This window comes from Pseudomonas sp. NBRC 111127 (genome assembly GCF_001320345.1).
In the GTDB taxonomy this organism is placed as follows: domain Bacteria; phylum Pseudomonadota; class Gammaproteobacteria; order Pseudomonadales; family Pseudomonadaceae; genus Aquipseudomonas; species Aquipseudomonas juntendi.
The window spans coordinates 1-19,050 of sequence record NZ_BCBD01000008.1 but is presented as its reverse complement, the minus strand read 5'-3'; the positions used below and the strand labels follow the sequence as shown (position 1 = coordinate 19,050).

General features: G+C 58.1%; 18 protein-coding genes and 2 pseudogenes. 14 read left to right on the top strand and 6 right to left on the bottom strand.

What is annotated here, in order from left to right:
* Positions 1-208 precede the first annotated feature (208 nt).
* From APH30_RS02955 to APH30_RS27475, 5 genes and pseudogenes are all read left to right on the top strand, one after another.
* Positions 209-718, top strand: a complete 510-nt coding sequence (locus tag APH30_RS02955; protein ID WP_054888267.1) for a ferritin-like domain-containing protein — start codon at positions 209-211, stop codon at positions 716-718.
* A gap of 59 nt (positions 719-777) precedes the next feature.
* Positions 778-1,002 (top strand): DUF2061 domain-containing protein, encoded by a 225-nt coding sequence (locus APH30_RS27480; protein ID WP_080641021.1) that lies wholly within the window; start codon positions 778-780, stop codon positions 1,000-1,002.
* Positions 1,003-1,378: 376 nt separating this feature from the next.
* Complete coding sequence (locus APH30_RS02950; protein ID WP_016486368.1) at positions 1,379-2,593, top strand: zinc-dependent alcohol dehydrogenase; 1,215 nt, start codon at positions 1,379-1,381, stop codon at positions 2,591-2,593.
* 19 nt (positions 2,594-2,612) lie between these two features.
* Positions 2,613-3,938 carry an SDR family oxidoreductase gene (locus APH30_RS02945; protein WP_016486367.1) on the top strand — a complete coding sequence of 442 codons (1,326 nt, stop codon included), beginning with the start codon at positions 2,613-2,615 and terminating at the stop codon, positions 3,936-3,938.
* A 401-nt stretch (positions 3,939-4,339) separates the two neighbouring features.
* Positions 4,340-4,534: pseudogene (locus APH30_RS27475) on the top strand (general stress protein); the annotation flags it as partial.
* Between the two features lie 59 nt (positions 4,535-4,593).
* Here the strand turns inward: APH30_RS27475 and APH30_RS02940 are convergent.
* Positions 4,594-5,937, bottom strand: a complete 1,344-nt coding sequence (locus APH30_RS02940; protein WP_054888266.1) for a sodium:proton antiporter — start codon at positions 5,935-5,937, stop codon at positions 4,594-4,596.
* A gap of 164 nt (positions 5,938-6,101) precedes the next feature.
* Here APH30_RS02940 and APH30_RS02935 point away from each other — a divergent pair, with 164 nt between their 5' ends.
* Positions 6,102-6,518 (top strand): low affinity iron permease family protein, encoded by a 417-nt coding sequence (locus tag APH30_RS02935; protein WP_054911665.1) that lies wholly within the window; start codon positions 6,102-6,104, stop codon positions 6,516-6,518.
* A gap of 65 nt (positions 6,519-6,583) precedes the next feature.
* On the opposite strand, the pseudogene APH30_RS02930 reads toward APH30_RS02935, so the two are convergent.
* The 3 genes and pseudogenes from APH30_RS02930 to APH30_RS02925 form a co-directional block, all read right to left on the bottom strand.
* A pseudogene (locus tag APH30_RS02930) lies at positions 6,584-6,808 on the bottom strand (DUF2188 domain-containing protein).
* 16 nt (positions 6,809-6,824) lie between these two features.
* Positions 6,825-6,983: a hypothetical protein gene (locus APH30_RS28990; protein ID WP_016486362.1), complete on the bottom strand. Its 159-nt coding sequence runs from the start codon at positions 6,981-6,983 to the stop codon at positions 6,825-6,827.
* Positions 6,984-7,247: 264 nt separating this feature from the next.
* Positions 7,248-7,772, bottom strand: a complete 525-nt coding sequence (locus tag APH30_RS02925; protein WP_016486361.1) for a hypothetical protein — start codon at positions 7,770-7,772, stop codon at positions 7,248-7,250.
* A gap of 196 nt (positions 7,773-7,968) precedes the next feature.
* Between APH30_RS02925 and APH30_RS02920 the strand changes: the two genes are divergently transcribed.
* The gene (locus tag APH30_RS02920; protein WP_016486360.1) at positions 7,969-8,826 is read left to right on the top strand and encodes a glucose 1-dehydrogenase; all 858 of its coding nucleotides are present in this window, start codon (positions 7,969-7,971) and stop codon (positions 8,824-8,826) included.
* A 52-nt stretch (positions 8,827-8,878) separates the two neighbouring features.
* On the opposite strand, the gene APH30_RS28985 is transcribed toward APH30_RS02920, so the two are convergent.
* Positions 8,879-9,040, bottom strand: a complete 162-nt coding sequence (locus APH30_RS28985; protein ID WP_016486359.1) for a hypothetical protein — start codon at positions 9,038-9,040, stop codon at positions 8,879-8,881.
* Positions 9,041-9,193: 153 nt separating this feature from the next.
* Between APH30_RS28985 and APH30_RS02915 the strand changes: the two genes are divergently transcribed.
* The 4 genes from APH30_RS02915 (at position 9,194) to APH30_RS02900 (ending at position 12,603) form a co-directional block, all read left to right on the top strand.
* The gene (locus APH30_RS02915) at positions 9,194-9,697 is read left to right on the top strand and encodes a CinA family protein (protein ID WP_054888265.1); all 504 of its coding nucleotides are present in this window, start codon (positions 9,194-9,196) and stop codon (positions 9,695-9,697) included.
* Positions 9,698-9,708: 11 nt separating this feature from the next.
* The gene (locus APH30_RS02910) at positions 9,709-10,215 is read left to right on the top strand and encodes a hypothetical protein (RefSeq protein ID WP_024717777.1); all 507 of its coding nucleotides are present in this window, start codon (positions 9,709-9,711) and stop codon (positions 10,213-10,215) included.
* A gap of 9 nt (positions 10,216-10,224) precedes the next feature.
* Positions 10,225-10,668 (top strand): DUF421 domain-containing protein, encoded by a 444-nt coding sequence (locus APH30_RS02905; protein ID WP_054888264.1) that lies wholly within the window; start codon positions 10,225-10,227, stop codon positions 10,666-10,668.
* A 180-nt stretch (positions 10,669-10,848) separates the two neighbouring features.
* Entirely contained in the window at positions 10,849-12,603 is a 1,755-nt protein-coding gene (locus APH30_RS02900) for a glycoside hydrolase family 15 protein (RefSeq protein ID WP_024717778.1), read from the top strand.
* A 181-nt stretch (positions 12,604-12,784) separates the two neighbouring features.
* Here APH30_RS02900 and APH30_RS02895 read toward each other — a convergent pair whose 3' ends face one another.
* A complete protein-coding gene (locus APH30_RS02895; protein ID WP_016486354.1) occupies positions 12,785-13,924 on the bottom strand; it encodes a glutathione-independent formaldehyde dehydrogenase in 1,140 nt (379 codons plus the stop codon).
* A gap of 383 nt (positions 13,925-14,307) precedes the next feature.
* On the opposite strand from APH30_RS02895, the gene APH30_RS02890 reads away from it, so the two are divergent.
* The 3 genes from APH30_RS02890 to APH30_RS02880 form a co-directional block, all read left to right on the top strand.
* The gene (locus APH30_RS02890; protein WP_145914299.1) at positions 14,308-15,249 is read left to right on the top strand and encodes a chromate resistance protein ChrB domain-containing protein; all 942 of its coding nucleotides are present in this window, start codon (positions 14,308-14,310) and stop codon (positions 15,247-15,249) included.
* Entirely contained in the window at positions 15,242-16,612 is a 1,371-nt protein-coding gene (chrA, locus tag APH30_RS02885; protein ID WP_016486352.1) for a chromate efflux transporter, read from the top strand. Before APH30_RS02890 ends, chrA begins: the two co-directional genes overlap by 8 nt.
* Positions 16,613-16,752: 140 nt before the next feature.
* Positions 16,753-19,050, top strand: a 2,298-nt coding sequence (locus APH30_RS02880) for a diguanylate cyclase domain-containing protein (protein ID WP_054911664.1), incomplete at its 3' end; no start/stop codon positions are given.

The following is a 19,050-nucleotide window of genomic DNA, read 5'->3' as shown; positions in this document are numbered from 1 at the left end:
CAATGCTTAGGAGCGAACAGATGTTATTACGTGCTAAATCTATATCCGCTTTCTGGATGAATGGACCGGGAAGATAAGTTCAATCGAAATTTCACATCACTCGAAAATACCTTAACTCTAATCTTTAGCGTACCCATCCATTCGTCGACCGAAACGAACCCCTGAGACAATCCGGATTCCCAATAACTCATTTCCGAGGATATTGACCATGACGACCCCGACTGAAAACTTACTCGATTGGCTGCGAGATGCTCATGCAATGGAGCAGCAAGCGGAGAAAATGCTCAAAGCACAAGCAGAGCGGTTAGAAAATTATCCCGAGCTTCGTGAGCGGATCGTTCAACACATCGCAGAGACGGAGGGACAACAACGTCTACTTGGGGAATGCATTAAGCGTTTGGGAGGAAGTCCTTCAACTTTGAAAGATCTTGCAGGAAAGCTCATGGCATTCGGGCAGGCTGTGGGTGGTATGACCATGAGTGATGAAGTCGTCAAAGGGGCTATGTCTGGTTATGTATTTGAGAACCTTGAAATCGCCTCCTATACCGTGCTTATTGAGGCAGCAACGGCCTCAGGTGATGAGCTTACTGCCGAAGCGTGCCGAGCGATTTTGAAGGAGGAGGTCGCGATGGCCGACTGGTTGAGGGAGCACTTGCCAGAAATCACCCGCGCATTCCTGAGCCGGTCGGCAACACCTGGCGAAGAAGCGAAACGATGACCCAATATTTGCGCCGTCTGCGATACCCGGCGGCGCAAACAACTGATAAAGGGGCGCCAATGCGAAGCCTATCTGACACACGCTGCTGCTCCGGACGAACGAAAGGCCCATTATGGAAAACGTTCAGCTTTAGCATTCTTCACTTCACCATTGCATTCACAGTTGCATATTTACTTACCGGCTCAGCGCTCACAGGCGGACTGATAGCTGTAATTGAGCCGGCATGTAACACCTTAGCATTCTATTTTCACGAAAAACTATGGCGCCAGCTAGAGCGCAGATGAAAACAAGCGGCGCAGATCGCCTGCCCCTGCCCCTGCCCCCAACGTGGGCACTCAAATGTAAAAGTGCGAGATCGCCCACCTGACCCACCTTCTCTGAATATTATGTACCTGCTCAAGCACGTCAGGTCGTGAGGCAGCGAACACCATGAATGCCAACATCCTGTCGTCCATCGCCACGCCCCTCGTTTGAACGGCCTGGCTCTTCTGGCACGGGCTCAGATCGTTCGATAGCGGTGGGATCAGGAAGGGTTAGCTTGAAATGGTAGGGTCGAGAATGAGTTTTAAGTACCACTGGACTTGTTGGTCTGAACTTTGCCATCTGTCATGGCTTCCCCTGCATACCTATCACGGAAAAACGACTGCAGGAGCTGACCTTATGCGAGCATTGACCTACCACGGAGCACACGACGTCAGGGTCGATAACGTCCCCGATCCCATCATTGAGCAGGAAGACGACATCATCCTCAGGGTCACCGCCACAGCCATTTGCGGCTCTGACCTGCACCTCTACCGAGGCAAAATTCCAGAAACCGAAGCGGGCGATATCTTCGGCCATGAGTTCATGGGCATCGTCGAAGATACCGGCAGTGCCGTCACCAATCTGCAGATCGGCGACCGCGTAGTGATTCCCTTCGTGATCGCTTGCGGCAGCTGTTTCTTCTGCCAGCACGACCTGTTCGCTGCCTGTGAAACCACCAACACAGGCCGTGGCGCGATCATCAACAAGAAGGGCATTCCCCCAGGCGCAGCGCTGTTCGGGTACAGCCATCTCTATGGCGGTATTCCTGGTGGCCAGGCTGACTACGTCAGGGTTCCCAAGGGCAACGTCGGCCCGTTCAAAGTGCCCACCGAGCTGGGCGATGACAAGGTACTGTTCCTCTCGGATATTCTTCCAACCGCTTGGCAGGCGGTCATCAATGCCGAGATTGGCCAGGGTTCATCGGTAGCCATCTACGGCGCCGGGCCAGTCGGCTTGCTGAGCGCCGCCTGTGCGCGAATGCTCGGGGCTCAGACCATCTTCATGGTCGATGACAACGATTACCGCCTGGCCTACGCCCGAGAGGCCTACGGCGTCATACCGATCAACTTCGAGCAGGACGACGACCCCGCAGACAGCATCATCCGCCAGACGCCAGGCATGCGCGGCGTCGATGCAGTGATCGATGCGGTCGGTTTCGAGGCCAAAGGCAGCACTGCCGAAACGGTGATGACGGCGCTGAAGATCGAAGGCAGCAGTGGCAAGGCGCTGCGCCAGAGCATTGCTGCAGTGCGTCGCGGCGGCGTTGTCAGTGTCCCGGGGGTGTACGCCGGCTTCATCCACGCCTTCATGTTCGGCGATGCCTTCGACAAGGGACTCACCTTCAAAATGGGCCAGACCCATGTCCAGAAATACTTGCCCGAACTGCTGCAGCACATCGAAGCAGGGCGCCTGAAACCAGAGCTGATCGTCACCCACCGCCTGGCCCTCGAAGAAGCGGCCATGGGCTACAAGATGTTCGATCAGAAAGAGGATAACTGCCGCAAGGTGATCCTGGTGCCAGGCGCGGCAGCGGGCACCTTGGGCCCTTCCGACGAGCACAGCAAAGGCTGACCCTACAGGAGGCTGTCAGATGATCGATCAAGCGACAGGCATGAAATCCGGCGAACGCTATCGCGTGGAAAACGTGGAGCGGGCACATCAGTTTCCAGGCTTCTTTCAAGACGGGAAGTATTACCTCGGCCCTGAGCTTCTCACCGCCGTGGGCTGGCTCGAAGGTACGCGCTTCATCTACGACAGCCTGGATGCCGCAGGTGAGCCCGTATTTCCAAACCGGGAGGCAGGCACGATCGAAGGGCTGACATTGACCCTGGTCGATGGTACCTCCCTTGAGCTCTCGCAGATCGAGGCCAGCGACACCATTGCCCACCTTGACCCCGCCGCTTCGGGTGCGGAACGAGAAGCACCTGACCGTGGCGCTACGCTCAAAGGGCCTCTGGGCGGCAAGGTTGTGGTCATCACCGGCGCATCCAGCGGTATAGGCCGGGCCGCCGCGCATGCCTTTGCGTGCAAAGGTGCTCGCCTGGTACTCGCAGCACGCGACGAAGAGGCGTTGTTCGACGTCCTGGATGAATGCACCGATTGTGGTACGGATGCCATAGCTATCATGACCGATGTCACCCACAGCGATCAGGTTCAAGCGCTGGCTGCTCAGGCCGCAGACTTTGGCCATGGACGAATCGATATCTGGGTCAACAATGCCGGGGTCGGCGCGGTCGGCAAGTTTGAAGAAACGCCGTTGGAGGCACACGAGCAGGTCATCCAGACAGATCTGATCGGATATCTGCGAGGCGCCTACGTCGCCCTTCCCTTCTTCAAGGCACAGGGCAGCGGCATTCTCATCAACACGCTGTCGCTGGGCAGCTGGATGGCCCAACCCTATGCCGCCGCTTATTCGGCGAGCAAGTTCGGCTTGCGTGGACTGACCGAGGCATTGCGAGGCGAGTTGACTGAATATCCCGACATCCATGTCTGCGATATCTATCCAGCAGTCATGGACACACCAGGCTTCCGAGACGGCGGCAACTACACCGGACATACACTGAGACCGCCAGGCCCCGTATACGATCCCGAGAGGGTGGCAAAGGCTATGGTGGCCTGCGCAATCTCGCCTCGGGCTCACACCACCGTTGGCGCCGCAGCGCGCATCGCGCATTTGGCCAGCTACCTGATACCAGGGCTGCCTCTGTTGTCAGGGAAGCTGACGCGCTGGGGGATAAATCGCAGCCCCACAGCCGAAGCATCATCAGGCAACCTTTTTGAGCCTCCAAGTGGCAGGAGGGGTATCGTCGGAGGCTGGAGGGAGGCAAACGACAAGACGCCGCTGCTGATCGGCGCAGCGGCACTGGGAATCCTTGTGGGTTATACACTCACACACTCACGACGCAGGGATAGCTAGCGGGAGCTCTACTTACAGAGGAATGAGCGTGGTTTCATTGCGAAATCACGTTCGATCCCTACTCTGCTGACGAGCTCGTGCGATTAACCGGGTGATAGCCTTCCCCTGCTACCGCTCTCAGGGATTCAGTATAGCGTGTCAGCGGCGTCGATGCGCCCAGAAGGTCGCTTAACCACGCCGGCCTGGCTGGAAGGTCGGCGCCAAGCTTGATCCTTCCCAAATGTTCGCGAGCAAAGCTTAATGACGCCACACACACTTGCACCGGTTCTTTCGCGCAACCCGTCGGCCTCGGCGAAAAAACACGAAGTAAACACCCCGCGCCCTGACGTCCGAGTTGAACACAGACTTTCCTGTGTGACGACATGAGGTGAAAGATCATGGCTAACAACCAAACCAACCGTGGCAATCAAGGTGGTACTGCTCAGAACAATCCTGGCAATTTTGCCAATGATCGCGAGAAAGCGTCAGAGGCAGGTCGCAAAGGCGGGCAGAGTTCAGGCGGCAATTTTGCCAACGACCGTGAGCGTGCCTCCGAGGCAGGCCGTAAAGGCGGGCAAAACAGCCACGGCGGCGGACGCGGTAGCGAAAATCGCTAACTGCGGGTGATACAGTGCCAGGGCAATAGCTGCCCTGGCACTTTTCTGTTGAACAGCCATCAGGAAACCCTCTCCTTCCACGCTTCGTATCTGGCAAGGAGCGGCTGGACACTCAACCCATGCAGCAGAATGCTCAACGCCACCACTGACAGCACCAGGTTGATGCTCTGCTCGGCCAAGGTGGGAAGCAGCCCATGATTGAGGGCATAGAACAAGTAATAGAAGCTGCCGATACCTCGAATGCCAAACCACCCTAAAAGCCCGCGCTGGCGGATATCCAGCATTCCTCGAGCCGGGAACAGCAGGATGCTGATGGGGCGAATGACAAAAAACAAAGCGCTGGCAACCAGCACTGCCCGCCAGTCCCAATGCTCAATGAGCACTACCCCGAGCAGGGTCACCAGAAACACTTCCATTGCCCGTTCGATCATGCTTCCGAAAGCCAGCATGTCACCCAACATGATCCCCGCTGCTACCTGCGAGTCGTCGAGCCCTTTCACATCGCCTTTGACGGCTAGCTCCGGCGCCACGTGCTGGTGACCAACCACAGGCTGTACCAGATGTTCAGCAGCCGGCCCTTCTGGGCTATTGGCGGTCTTGACCTCCGCCTGCCGTAAACCGAGGCCCGCAGCGAACACCGCGAGGAACCCATAGGCCTGTATCGACTCGGCGCTCACGTACGTCAACGCAATCAGGGCAAGGGCCAGATAGTCATCGGGCGAGACAGTGCTGTCGTCGTTGCGCAGACGCAAGAACAGCGTGAGTTTGCCCAGGCCGCGCCCCATCCAGTAGCCAAGCAAGAGGCCTGCGGTTACTGCCCACAGCATGTCCTTGAGCAACCAGTCACTGAACCAAGGCTGGCCAGTGTCCAGTTGCAGGAACAGTCCAAGCATGACGAAGGGAAACGCCACGCCGTCGTTGAGCCCTGCCTCACCCGACAAGCTGAAGCGGACAAGATCATCGTCCTGGGCATCAACCACCTGCACCAGGGTTGCGAGCACGGGGTCAGTGGGTGCGAGTATCGCCCCGATCAATAGCGAGACTCCCCACCCCAAGCTGAGGCCGTAATGCAGCACCAGCGTTACCCCACCGATGCAGATCAACATCACCGGCCCCGCTAGAAAAAAGGCGCTGCACCAACGGCGGTTGTGCAAGGGCAGGCGCAATTTCAAGCCACTGAAGAACAGCGAGAACAACACCGCGACCTCTGTGAGGTGCTCCATCCACCCGCTCGACTTGCTCAAGTCCAGTTGAAGAAAACCCAGCCCCGATGTACCCAGCCCGATACCCAGGGCAAGGCACACTACGGATGAGGTCACAGGGATCCAGCGCAAATAGGAGGATGAGAGTGCGAGCAGCAGCAAGACTGCGCCCAGCATGGCGAACCAGACGATGAAGGTCATGTGCGCAGAAGCCTTGGGAAGATTTCGAGTATTTTTTTGACGTTCCAGGACGCCACGTCGTTCCGCTGCGCTTAGTGGTTAACCCGATACCTGGGGTAAATGTAAAAAAAGATTTCAGCGCGCCGCTGCGGTCAAACCCTATAGATCGCAATGGAGATGACGTCATGAAATTCGCCCAGTTCTGCCAATGGCTCGCCAACCACGCCGGTAAGCCGAGCACCTTTTTGATCGCCGTGGTGTTGATTGCCATGTGGGCTGCCTCTGGGCCCTGGTTTCACTACAACGATACCTGGCAACTGATCGTCAACACGTCGACCACCATCATCACATTCCTGATGGTTTTCCTGATTCAGAACACCCAGAACCGGGATAACGACATCATCCACGTGAAGCTCGCCGAACTGATCCGCGCTACAAAATCTGCGGAGCAGTCAGTATTGGATCTCGAAGCGCTCGATAACCGGGAAATCCATCAACTTCGTAAGGCGTATCAGGCGATGGGCAGCGAATGCGCTCCTCACCACCAGGCTCCTCGTGATAAGCGTGATGATGAAGCTGCTCGAGATAACCAGCAGCGCTAGCCACCATCTAAACACGCCCTGGGCATCTGTGACCTCAATGCCGAGGTCACAGGCAGTTATAGTCTTCAACCTTTGCTACGGCGCGGGTCAGCTGAACGTGGGTAGGTGCGTTCCTCCTCGAGCGTGCCGTCCGCCTTGTGAATCTACACGGACGCCGCCTTGCCCTCGAAGAAATCTGCCAGGACACTGACGAGCTCCTGCTTCGTGGCGGCTCGTTTCGAGGCTCGCTCAGCACCGGCTTTCTTCAATTCCCAGCCATCCGAAGTCGGGCTGAGGTGATAATTGTCCATCGGCTGGTTCTCCTCTCTAAAGGGATTGGCCATCGTCCTGAATGTCTTCTTCAGCCTCCGCTGCATCCGTGGCATCAGCGTCATTCAGTGGCGGCGACGTGGGCTTTTCCGGATCGTTGATGAAGGGTACGTCGCTTGGGCCTTTCTCTTCAGAGCCTTCGGTTTTAGGCTGCATGGCAACACCTCCAGCACGTTGATGGAATGCAGGTCTCAGGCCCCTTAGGTAGCACCGACCACCAGAATTCCCTCCCTGGTCATGCGTTATTGAGCAAACCAGGGAACAAATAATTCCATCGAAATGGCAGGTGGTAAGCCACTGCGTATAGACGGCGCGCCGGGGCTATTCGTCCTGCCCGCCACGGCCCACGGGCATTGAGGAGCTCGGTCAGTAATCCCTCAGTCTTCAAAACGTTACCTCCATGTTTTCACGCAAACGTGTTCAGGCCAGCTGGATGTATACCGAGTAGCTACCCAATAGCACCCAGAACACCAGAAAGATCCACGGCGTCCGTAGCGAGAACAGCAATGACTTTCGATGCCCGGCACGCGAGGTTTCCGCCTCGCAGAACAGCGGCGATTCGTCGTAAGCCAGTCCCATCAATGGCTCGCTGCGCAGCAAATGACTTTGTTTGAGCTGCCAGTGATCGATGATGTTGTACGCCGCGCGGATGCCAGGCCAGGCGTTGAGCGAGCTCAATACCCCGAGCAAGGCAAGGAACGCCGGTACGATCAGGGTGAACATCTCGCCCCATCCTTGATTGAGGTTGCCCATGGAGGAGACGAAGGCGATGACCAGGAATGACTGCGCCGCCAGGTAGGCGTCCGTGCGGTTGGCGAGGATGCTGGTTTCGTACTGGATTTCCCGCCGGTAAAAATCCAGACGCTCCTTGGGAGAGCCAAACATCCTGGCATTGTGTTCGCTGATCTCGTGCTCAGGGGTCGTAGGGGTAATGATTCGAGGCACTCGCTGCTCCGGGAGTAGGGCTCCGAGCTACGGGATGAGCCTGGAGCTGAATTCGGTAGAACAGGCGATGGGGCATGGAATTCAATTGAATTGATAGCCCGCACCGCTCGTCGTACCAACCGCAGATTGAAACCAACACACACAGGCCAGGCCTTTCGAACCGGTATGACCGTTCTCAACTGCAGGAGCTTTTACCATGCGAGACTTCCCTACCCCGCCCTTCCCTTCACAGCCACAAAATGTCCCCGGCTCACAGCGCAAGATGGAGCCCTACCCGGATTGTGGTGAGCAGTCGTATACCGGCCACAATCGACTCGAAGGCAAGATTGCACTCATCACCGGAGCCGACAGCGGCATCGGGCGGGCAGTAGCGATTGCCTACGCCCGTGAAGGAGCCGACGTCGCCATCGCTTATCTGAATGAGCATGACGACGCGCAAGAAACCGCACGCTGCGTCGAGGCCGCAGGCCGTCAATGCCTTCTGTTGCCCGGAGACCTGGCGCATAAACAGCACTGCTACGACATCGTTGAAAAGACCGTCAGCCAGTTCGGGCGTATCGACATCCTGGTCAACAACGCGGCGTTCCAGATGTCCCACGAGACCCTGGAGGAAATTGACGATGACGAATGGGTCAAGACCTTCGATACCAACATCACCGCCATCTTCCGTATTTGCCAGGCGGCACTGCCTTCCATGCCCAAGGGTAGTTCGATCATCAACACGAGCTCGGTCAATTCCGACGATCCATCCCCCAGCCTGCTTGCCTATGCCACGACCAAGGGGGCCATTGCCAACTTCACTGCGGGCCTTGCTCAGCTGCTAGGCAAGAAAGGTATTCGGGTCAACAGCGTCGCGCCAGGCCCTATCTGGACGCCTTTGATTCCGGCCACCATGCCGGACGAGGCCGTCAAGAACTTTGGTTCCAGCTACCCGATGGGGCGCCCCGGTCAACCGGTGGAGGTCGCGCCGATCTACGTGCTGCTGGGCTCCGACGAGGCCAGTTACATCAGTGGCTCACGTTACGCAGTGACGGGTGGCAAACCGATCCTCTAGCCAAAAGAGGCTCGCCGTGCTGGCGAGCCTCACCCCCTTTAGCGTGGCAGTTTCAGCGTTTGTGCTGATCGTGATCACGGGCCGTTTTTTGCGCTGTCGAGTCATGGGATGTGCCGGTGGACCCATCCGGACGATGGGCATCGTTATCTCGCTCCTCTTCGCCGGGCGGCCTCGTCTGCGCGGCGTCCTCTTGCCTGTTGCTCTGTTTCTTCATCTTGCGCTCCTGTCCTTTGCCTTTGAACAAGGGAAGCCAAAGCACGGGCAAAGTTCATGTCAGGTTCACTTCTCGAGATAGCCGGGCAGTAGATGAGATGAACCAAACACACCAGGATCGCGTCCACCGCAAAACAAGCGAGTCGACGCTGGAATGGAAAACGACCCTGTACTGGCCACTCTCGGCTATCTCAAAAACAACAAACTGGTTCTGAGCACAGCAGAATCATGCACTGCAGGCTGCCTTGTGGCGTTGTTGGCGGCGATACCGGGTACCGGAGAGGTGCTGGAAAGCGGCTATGTCGTCTACTCGCCCAGCGCCAAGAAACGCCTGCTGGGGGTCAGCGCCGAAACCATCGAGCGATACGGCCTGACCAGCGAAGCAGTAGCCCGGGAAATGGCCTTGGGCGCCTTGCGAGACAGCGATGCCAATGTGGTGATCGCCACCACCGGGGTAGCCGGGCCGGCGCCCGAGTCCGGGATACCACCGGGGACGATGTGCTTTGCGTGGGCTTTTGCCGGCGACCCCGTTGCCGTTTTCACGCGCACTCAACGTTTCTTCGGCGAGCGGTCTGAGGTCATGCGCCAAGGCGCGCTGTTCGGGTTGACCCGGCTTTCCCACTATCACCAGCGCTGGTTACGCGGCGAGCGCGCCTGAGGGCTGTGATCATGTCGGAAGATGAACTGCTATCCAGGCGTCATCCTGTTCAAGAAGACATGCCGATGCAGCAGCGTGTCTGGCGCTTCGAGCGCGTGGGATGGTATGTGCTTGTGGCCATCGTACTGCTTGCCTTGGCAGGCCTGTTCGGTAATGGCCCGTTGAGCGATGCCGAGGTGGTCAGCCAGGATGGCCGGGTACGGGTTGAGTATCAACGCCTCAGCCGAAGCGGCACGACAGACAGCCTTTTCATCACCGTTCAGGGTATTCCTGGTCAGCCGGTGGAGCTGCAACTCGAGGGATCATTGCTCCGTGACGCCAGCATCGAGACGTTACAACCGGAGCCGCAACGTTCGATGTCGCATGGCCAGGCCATGCTGTTCCAGCTGGGTACCAAGCACGATGGGGTCGCCACCCTGTACCTGACCCTACGAAGTGAGCACGTGGGGACTCTGGAGTGCAGCGTCAAGGCTGGCCCTGAAAGCGCCGTTCACTTCTCCACATTCCTTTACCCCTAGGAGTGCGTCATGGACTCGATCCTCCGCGCAGCCGGAATGTACGTCGCCCTCATGCTGCTGTTTCGCGTGGCCGGGCGGCGCTCGCTGGCCGATTTGACGACCTTCGACTTCGTGTTGTTGCTGATCATCGGGGAAGCCACCCAGCAGGCGCTTCTGGGTGACGATTTTTCATTCACCAATGCCATGCTGGTGATTGCCACGCTGATCGTTCTGGACGTCGGCCTTTCACTCGCGAAGCTGAACTCCAGGCCCTTGGCCAGGTTTCTGGATGGGCACGCTACCTTGGTTGTCGAGAATGGGCGCTTTCTGCATCACCGCATGCGTCGGGCACGCCTCACGGAGGACGATATCCTTGAATCAGCGCGGGACAGCCAAGGCATCGAGAGGATTGAGCAGGTGAAGTTCGCTATCGTCGAACGCAACGGAAAGATTTCGATCATTCCTGCCGAGTAAGGCACGGGGCCGCTCCTCGCTCATCCCGAATTGCCCCCGATTGCTCAGTACTCAATTCAGACGAACCAGACGCCAGGTAGCCATGTCGGAAGCAGAACACATGATCTGGTAGGCATACCGATGGAAAGAGAACCGGCAGAAGTCCAACAGGGCAAACCTCAGCGAGATGAGGATGGATGGTTGCCCCTGGAGCAGTATGGTGCGCTCGGGGATGGACGTTCCGTGGCACTGATTGGACTGGACGGTTCCATCGACTGGTGGTGTGTGCCGCACATGGATTCACCCCCCCTGTTCGACAAGTTGCTGGCCCCTCAGACTGGAGGCTTCTTTGCCATCACCCCTAGCGAGCCATTCGTTGCTGAGCGCCGCTACCTGGCAGACAGCAACGTCCTTGAGACAATTTTCATTACCCGTCAGGGTCGTGCCCGGCTGACGGAATCCTTGAACAGTGGCCCTGCTGGACGCCTGCCTTGGGCCGAACTTGCCAGACGCATCGAAGGTATCGAGGGTAAAGTCGATTTCGTGATAGCTATCGACTTCGGAACCCAGGCCGACACGGTAAGCCCCTACGTGGCGCCGAATGACAATGCCTGCGTTTTTCATGCGGGCCGAATACTCGGCATGTTCCTGCACGACCATCATGTGCACATCGAACGCAAAGACGACATGGGCGTCCGTGCTGTCCTTAGCCTTGCAGCAGGACAACGCTCAGTGGTCGCAATCATCGCAGGACGAGATGAGCCCTTGGTGGTACCCCCATTGGCCCTGATCGATGAACGCATCGACGGCTCGCATCGGGAGTGGTGCCAATGGTCGAAGGGGTTGGTCTATGACGGCCCGTACCAGACCCAAGTAGTCCGCAATACGCTGGCCCTCAAGCTTCTGCTGTCCTCTCCAAGTGGGTCGATCATGGCGGCAGCGACCTCATCCCTTCCCGAACGGATTGGCGGCAGCAAGAACTACGATTACCGCTTCGCCTGGATACGCGATGCCGGCTACACCATCGAAGCGTTTCTGGGTATCGGCGCGCAGCCGGAAGCCAAAGCTGCGTTCACTTGGCTACTGCGCCGGTTGGATGAACATGGGCCACGGGTGTTTTATACCCTGGACGGTGCTATCGGTGATTGCGTGCGCCCCGTCGATCTGCCTGGCTACAAGAACTCCCCGCCAGTCGTCGGCAATGATGCCCGCGACCAACTCCAACACGGCGTCTTCGGCGATATCTTCGAAACAGCGCGCTGCTTCATCGACAGCGGCAACATTCTTGATTCTCCGAGCGCAATGCTCCTCTCAGACCTTGCCGACCAATGCGCCGACTGTTGGCGTCAGCAGGACGCCGGTATCTGGGAGTTACCGGAAAAGCAGCACTACACGATGTCCAAGATCAGTTGCTGGCAAGCCTTGAGCCGGGCCATCGAACTGGCAGATGGTGGCCACCTTCCCACCACCTGCCGGGAACGCTGGGATCGCGAGCGGCAGCGCATCCAGGCATGGATCGAGGCGCACTGCTGGAGCGAAGAACGCCAGGCGTACCTGTTCTATCCAGACAGCGACCGACTTGACGCTTCACTGGCACTGGCTGTCAGGTTCGGTTACCCCAGTAAAGAACGTATGGGCAGCACACTGGAAGCCATTGATCATGATCTTAGGGCCGGAGCTTTCCATTATCGCTACACCGATGCAGAGGAAGAGGAAGGTTGCTTCCTGGCCTGCACATTCTGGTTGATCGAAGCCTGGGCCATTCTGGGTAACCAGGATCGCGCCGTAGCCGCCTATGCAGATGCTTTGAAAGGGCTATCACACGGGGTAGGCATCTACTCGGAGATGATCGATGCGCAGACTGGGCAATATCTGGGCAACCTTCCGCAGGGCCTGACTCACCTGGCAGCCCTCAAGGCTGCAATGGCTATCGGGGGCTGCCATCCTGAACGATGACGCCAGACATCATCTGCGTTGAACCGTCTCGCTTGCGCCATGAATCTGCGAGGATGGCGGAAGAACACACAACTGGAAATTGCCGGGTGATAACGCACTGACAAGCCGGTGAGGGTTGCTTCTAATACATGCAGGTTGCCCTTCTCACCAAACTTCCGTCCTTGGAAGCAGTGAGAGCGGATCACGCCGCAGGCTTGAGCACCACTTTCGTCCAGCCATCATCCCGCGCATCGAAGTGCTTGTAGGCATCTGGGCCTTCAGCAAGCTTCAAACGATGAGAGATAATCTGGGAAGGCTTGGCACGCCCATGCTGGATGAGCTCTGCAAGACGACGGTTGTAGGCCTTCACGTTCGCCTGACCTGTGCGGATCTGCTGGCCCTTGAACCAGAACGCACCGAAATCGAAGGCCATCTTGCCCTCTTTCGCCAAGTCGTTCTTCGCACCAGGGTCTTCAGGCACGAACACGCCTACTACGCCAATGCCACCGGTAGCCTTGGTGGAAGCGACCAGGTTGTTCATGGTGAGGTAGTTCGCTTCATGGCCATGCTTGTCGCAGCACTGGTAGCCCACGCACTCACAGCCCCGGTCGGTGCCTTTGCCGTGGGTAAGGTTCATGATCTCTTCGACTGCTTTTTGCTCGACTGCATTGATTGGGGTTGCCCCCAGCTGCGCGGCAAGTTGCAGCCGATCCGGTTGGTTGTCGATGACGAACACCTGAGACGCGCCTTTGATGATTGCCGAATGGGCCGCCATCAGGCCGACAGGCCCCGCGCCGTAAATCGCAATGCTCTCACCCGGAAGCAGGCCGGCCAGTTCTGTTGCATGCCAACCGGTGGGAAAAATATCCGAGAGCATGACGTAGTCGTCTTCACGCTCCTGGGCGTCCTCCGGCAGTATCAAGCAGTTGAAGTCCGCATAAGGCACACGCAGCAGCTCAGCCTGCCCGCCCTGATAAGGGCCCATGTCGGCAAAACCGTAAGCGGCGCCCGCAGCACCAGGGTTCGCTGTAAGGCAAAACCCAGTGAGGCCTTTTTCACAGTTCTCACAGAACCCACAGCCGATATTGAAAGGTAGGCAGACCCGATCACCGACCTTGACCCGGTCAACCCCTGCCCCAACCTCGATGACCTCACCGAGATTTTCGTGGCCAAACACTCTCCCGGCTTCAAATGAGGTGCGGCCTTCGTACATGTGCAAATCAGAACCGCAGATGTTGGTCGTCGTGATGCGTACCAGCACATCCGTAGGCTTTTCGATTTTTGCGTCCGGCACATCCTTGACCGCTACGTCACGTGGGCCGTTGTACACGATTGCTTTCATGTTGAACTCCCTGAAAGTGAGGGGCGACAGAAAAGTTGCCCTACCCTGTTCAGGCGTTCACTCAGGTTTGAGTGTTCAATGCGTCACGTCTTGAGCCGGATCAGTGGCGCTAATCAACGTTGCTACGGGCGTTGCAAACACGCTTAGACTGTCAAGCCCAGAGGCAGGACAGCCTCGCAACCTCACCCCACGCCGGTCGGGCCATCGAGAACTTGCCTCACCCTGCGCGCAAGCAATGAACACGTGCGGGCGCTTGCGGCCGATGAGCGCGTCACGCGCATTCATGAAGATATTGACCAACGCCACTTCCGCCTGTGTTGGATTGCTTTTCTGTGGGTCTTGCATAATGTAAATAGATAAACATTTTATGTTGAGATCTCTACATGCTTGATTGGTCGCTTTTGATCCTTGGTTTGCCCACGGCGAACGCTACCGAGCGAATGCGCGCTTGGAGAACCCTGAAGGCCTCTGGTGCGGCAGTTTTACGGGATGGCGTATACCTGCTGCCTGAAAAAAGCGTGGGCCGTGAAGCGTTTCAAGCCGTGCAGCGAGATGTGCTGGCCATCAACGGCACGGCATTTCTGCTGTCGCTGTCTGAGCGCGAGGAGCGTTTCAGCGGGCTATTCGACAGAAGCGATGAGTACGAAAAGCTGCTGGAGGAAATTGCAGGCTGGCGGGCTGACCTGTCCCCGGATAATGCACTGCAGATAGCCCGGCAGGTGCGCAAGCTCAGGAAGGCTTTCGGTCAGTTGGCGGCGATCGACTTCTTCCCAGGCGTGCTCAAGGCACAAGCCGATTTGGCCCTGCAGGCGCTTGAGACCTCGATTAGCCGTGCACTGTCCCCCGATGAGCCGAGGGCACACGATGAGGCCATCAGCCAGCTGGAACGCAGCGAATACCAAGGTCGCCGATGGGCAACGCGAAAGCGCCCATGGGTAGACCGGTTGGCATGTGCCTGGCTGATCCGTCGCTTCATCGATCCCGACGCCCGATTCATTTGGCTGGACAGTCCAGGTGACTGCCCAAGCGATGCGCTCGGCTTCGATTTTGATGGGGCCATGTTCAGCCACGTCGGCCACCGTGTTTCCTTCGAAACCCTCATTGAGAGCTTTGCCGTTCAGCAGCCAGGCTTGGCACGCCTGGCAGGTGTTATCCACTACCTGGATGTTGGGGGATACCAACCTTCCGAAGCACCCGGTATCGAGCGTGTCCTCGCCGGCCTGAGAGAGAGCATTGGCGATGACGATCAACTGACAATGGTCGCCGGAGGCATCTTTGATGGCCTGCTGACGGCTTTCGCGATTGAGGAAACCCCAAATGGCTGAGACCACCTCTGCAGTGAGCAAGCAGCCGCCATCGCAAGCGACTCTGCAGCCGATTAGCCTCTATGAAGCCTTCCTGTTCTGGCTCAAATTGGGCTTCATCAGTTTTGGCGGGCCCGCCGGGCAGATCTCGATCATGCACCAGGAGCTGGTTGAGCGCCGGCGGTGGATCAGCGAGAAGCGGTTTCTGCACGCGCTGAACTACTGCATGTTGCTGCCTGGCCCTGAAGCTCAGCAGCTGGCCACTTACATCGGCTGGCTGATGCACCGCACATGGGGCGGGGTAATTGCCGGCGCGTTGTTCGTGCTACCTTCGCTGTTCATCCTGATCGGTTTGTCGTGGGTCTACGTCGCTTTTGGCGAAGTACCGGTAGTCGCAGGGATTTTCTATGGCATCAAGCCGGCGGTGACGGCGATTGTCCTCCACGCAGCCCACCGGATTGGCTCGCGAGCCCTGAAGAATGCTTGGCTGTGGGCCATGGCCGGCGCCTCGTTCGTGGCGATCTTCGCCCTCAACGTGCCGTTCCCGCTGATCGTGCTGGTGGCTGCCATCATCGGCTACGTGGGTGGTCGCTTCGCCCCAGGCAAATTCGTGATCGGTGGCGGTCATGGGGGCGCGAAGAACAGCTATGGCCCTGCCCTGATCGATGACGATACCCCAACACCCGAACATGCCCGTTTCAGCTTGAGGCATCTGGTATGCCTGCTGCTGATAGGTGCTGGGCTCTGGGTCCTGCCCCTGGGACTTCTGTCACTGTCGTTTGGCTGGGACGGCACCCTGACGCAGATGGGCTGGTTCTTCACGAAGGCCGCACTGATGACTTTTGGCGGTGCATATGCGGTATTGCCCTATGTCTACCAAGGCGCTGTAGGGCACTACGGGTGGCTGACACCCACCCAGATGATCGATGGTCTCGCCTTGGGAGAAACCACACCGGGGCCACTGATCATGGTGGTCGCCTTCGTCGGCTTCGTCGGTGGCTACGTCAATCCGATGTTCGGGAGCGAACACCCATTCCTTGCTGGCGCCGTCGCGGCGAGCCTCGTCACCTGGTTCACCTTTTTGCCGTCTTTCTTGTTCATTCTCATCGGTGGGCCATTGGTAGAGTCGACCCACAACGCGATCAAATTTACCGCACCGCTGACAGGGATCACGGCCGCAGTAGTGGGCGTGATCCTGAACCTCGCCCTGTTCTTCGGCTACCACGTGCTCTGGCCGAAAGGCTTTGGTGGAGCGCTTGACTGGCCATGCGCGGCTATTGCGGCTGCAGCTGCGATTGCTTTGTTCCGCTTCAAGCGGGGCGTGATCGAAGTGCTGTTCGCTTGCGCCCTGGCCGGCCTGGCAGTTCACCTGTGGCGGGCATGAAACCAGTGGATGTGCCAAGCAATGCTGCCAGTGTCGGTCGATCAACCACGCCTTTCGCCCACCACCGGTCGTCAGCGCCATTGACCTCCAAGCCGGCTCCCCGGTCAACCCTTGGAGACCTCGACCGCGACGGTGAACCAATGGACGTGCTTGCTGACAATGAAATGTCGACCCGTAGTCATGTGGTGGGGCAACTCATCCTGGTGTTCTCCCTGATCTTGTTGTTAGCCCTGTTGCTGGGGCTGTTTTCCCTCTACCGCCTCGCCGAGGCGCTCGATGTTCAACAAATGGAGCAAAGCCGTTTCCATGCTGATTCGGCCATCAACCAACTGCAGAGGAACGACAGGACGTTTCTGCTGACCCACGCCGATTGGCAGGCCGCCTACGATCACCTGGGGAGACAGGTCGACGCGCATTGGGCATACATCGAGGATAATGTAGGAGCCACGCTCTTCACCTCCGATGGGTACGAGGGGGTATACGTGCTCGATGATGACGGTACCCGGTACGCCATGCTGGAAGGTCAGCTCAGCGAGCGGGGGCTTGAGCAGCTAACCGACAGTACTGGCAAGATCTTGCACCTTGCTCGCCAAGCCGCGCAGCATGACCAGGCGACTTCGGGATACATCATGTTTCGTGGCCTGCCATCGTTGTACAGCGCTGCACTGATACGTCCACAGGCCCAACCCCACCACCTGCCGGAACCTACGGCGGTGATGGTATTCATTCGTGTTCTTTCGCCTAAGCTGCTGTGGGAACTGGGCAAGTCGGCGGGGTTGTCCGGCGTGGCTGTAAGCGATTCGACCGAGCAGCGTAAAGGGCGCGGTGCTCTTGCACTCGAAGGCATCGGTCGCGCCCTTACCTGGGATTTACCGCAGCCTGGTTCCCAATTGATCAAGACAGTCATCACGCCCCTCGCTATCGCTGTGCTCCTGATTGCGCTGACCATTGCCTTGTTTGCACGCTATGCGATGCGGGCCAGCACCAGGATCGATCGTAGCCACCGTGCGCTTGAGATCTCCAGAGCTGCCCTGCAATCGAGTGAAGAACGCTTCAAGGCCGTGGCCGAAGCCGCGTCGGACTGGATCTGGGAAACCGATGTGCTCCTGAGACTAACCTACCTGTCGGACCGGTTTAGCGAACTGACCGGGCATCCTGTCGACGTATGGCGACAGCGCCCGATTACCGAGCTGCTGTCGTGTGATACCAGCCATCTCCAGACCTGGCTTCATAGTCTGGCTGCGACAGGCTCTTCCGGTACCCTACGCTGCCAGTACCAGGATCATCTTGGCCAACAGCGTATTTGCACAATCGCTTCCCGCGCAATCGTGGATCAGAGCGTCTGTACCGGATTTCGTGGCACTTGCAGCGACATCACCGACGAAGTAGCCGCACATGCCCACATTCAGCACCTCTCCTTGCACGACGCCCTTACCGGGCTGCCGAATCGCAACAAGCTGTTCCGGTTCCTCGAACAAACCATTACCGGCACTGGCCCCCTCCAGGTAGCACTGCTGATACTGGATCTTGATAATTTCAAGCCGATCAACGACAGCCTGGGGCATCCGGCCGGCGATGCGGTGTTGCTCGAGGTGGCCGGCCGCCTAAGTCAGGTTACTCGCGAGAGTGACCTTGTCGCCCGCCTGGGAGGCGACGAGTTCATCGTCGTAGTGACACGGCCAGGGGATCACAAGGACATGGACCGATTCTGCATCCGCTTGATCGAAGCAATCAGGCGACCCATGCAAGTCGAGGGGCATAGTGTTCAAGTGGGTGTGAGTCTTGGTGTCGTGATGTCGGCCGAGTATCCCGGTACGCCAACCGATTTGATCCGCTACGCTGACGTGGCCCTTTACAGCGCCAAGCAGGCGGGCAAAAACACCTGGCGCTTTTTTTCGGCGCAACTGAATGCAGCATTGATGGACAAGCGTGTGCTGGAAAGCGAACTACGCGACGGCATACCACGTGGCGAGCTTGTGCTGCATTTCCAGCCGCGCTTCAAGGTCGACGGGGTCTCGCTCGCCTCGGCTGAGGCCCTCGTGAGGTGGCAACACCCACGCCTGGGTCTGCTGCGCCCGGATCGGTTCATCCCGCTGGCCGAAGAGTCAGACCTGATCGTGTTGCTTGGCAACTGGGTGTTGCAGGAAGCCTGCGATAAAGCCCGCGGCTGGCCGCAGGCAGTGATGGTGTCGGTAAACATGTCGCCGGCCCAGTTCAGCCGCAGCGATGTCGTTCGCGACGTCGGAGACGCATTGCGCACCACCGGCCTGCCGGCCCATCGCCTGGAACTGGAAATTACTGAAAACGTCATGCTCAATGACGTTGAAGGCGCTCTGCATACCATGCAGGCACTGAAGGAGCTAGGCGTGCGCCTGAACATGGACGACTTCGGGACCGGTTACTCCTCTCTGGGTTACCTACGTACCTACCCGTTCGAC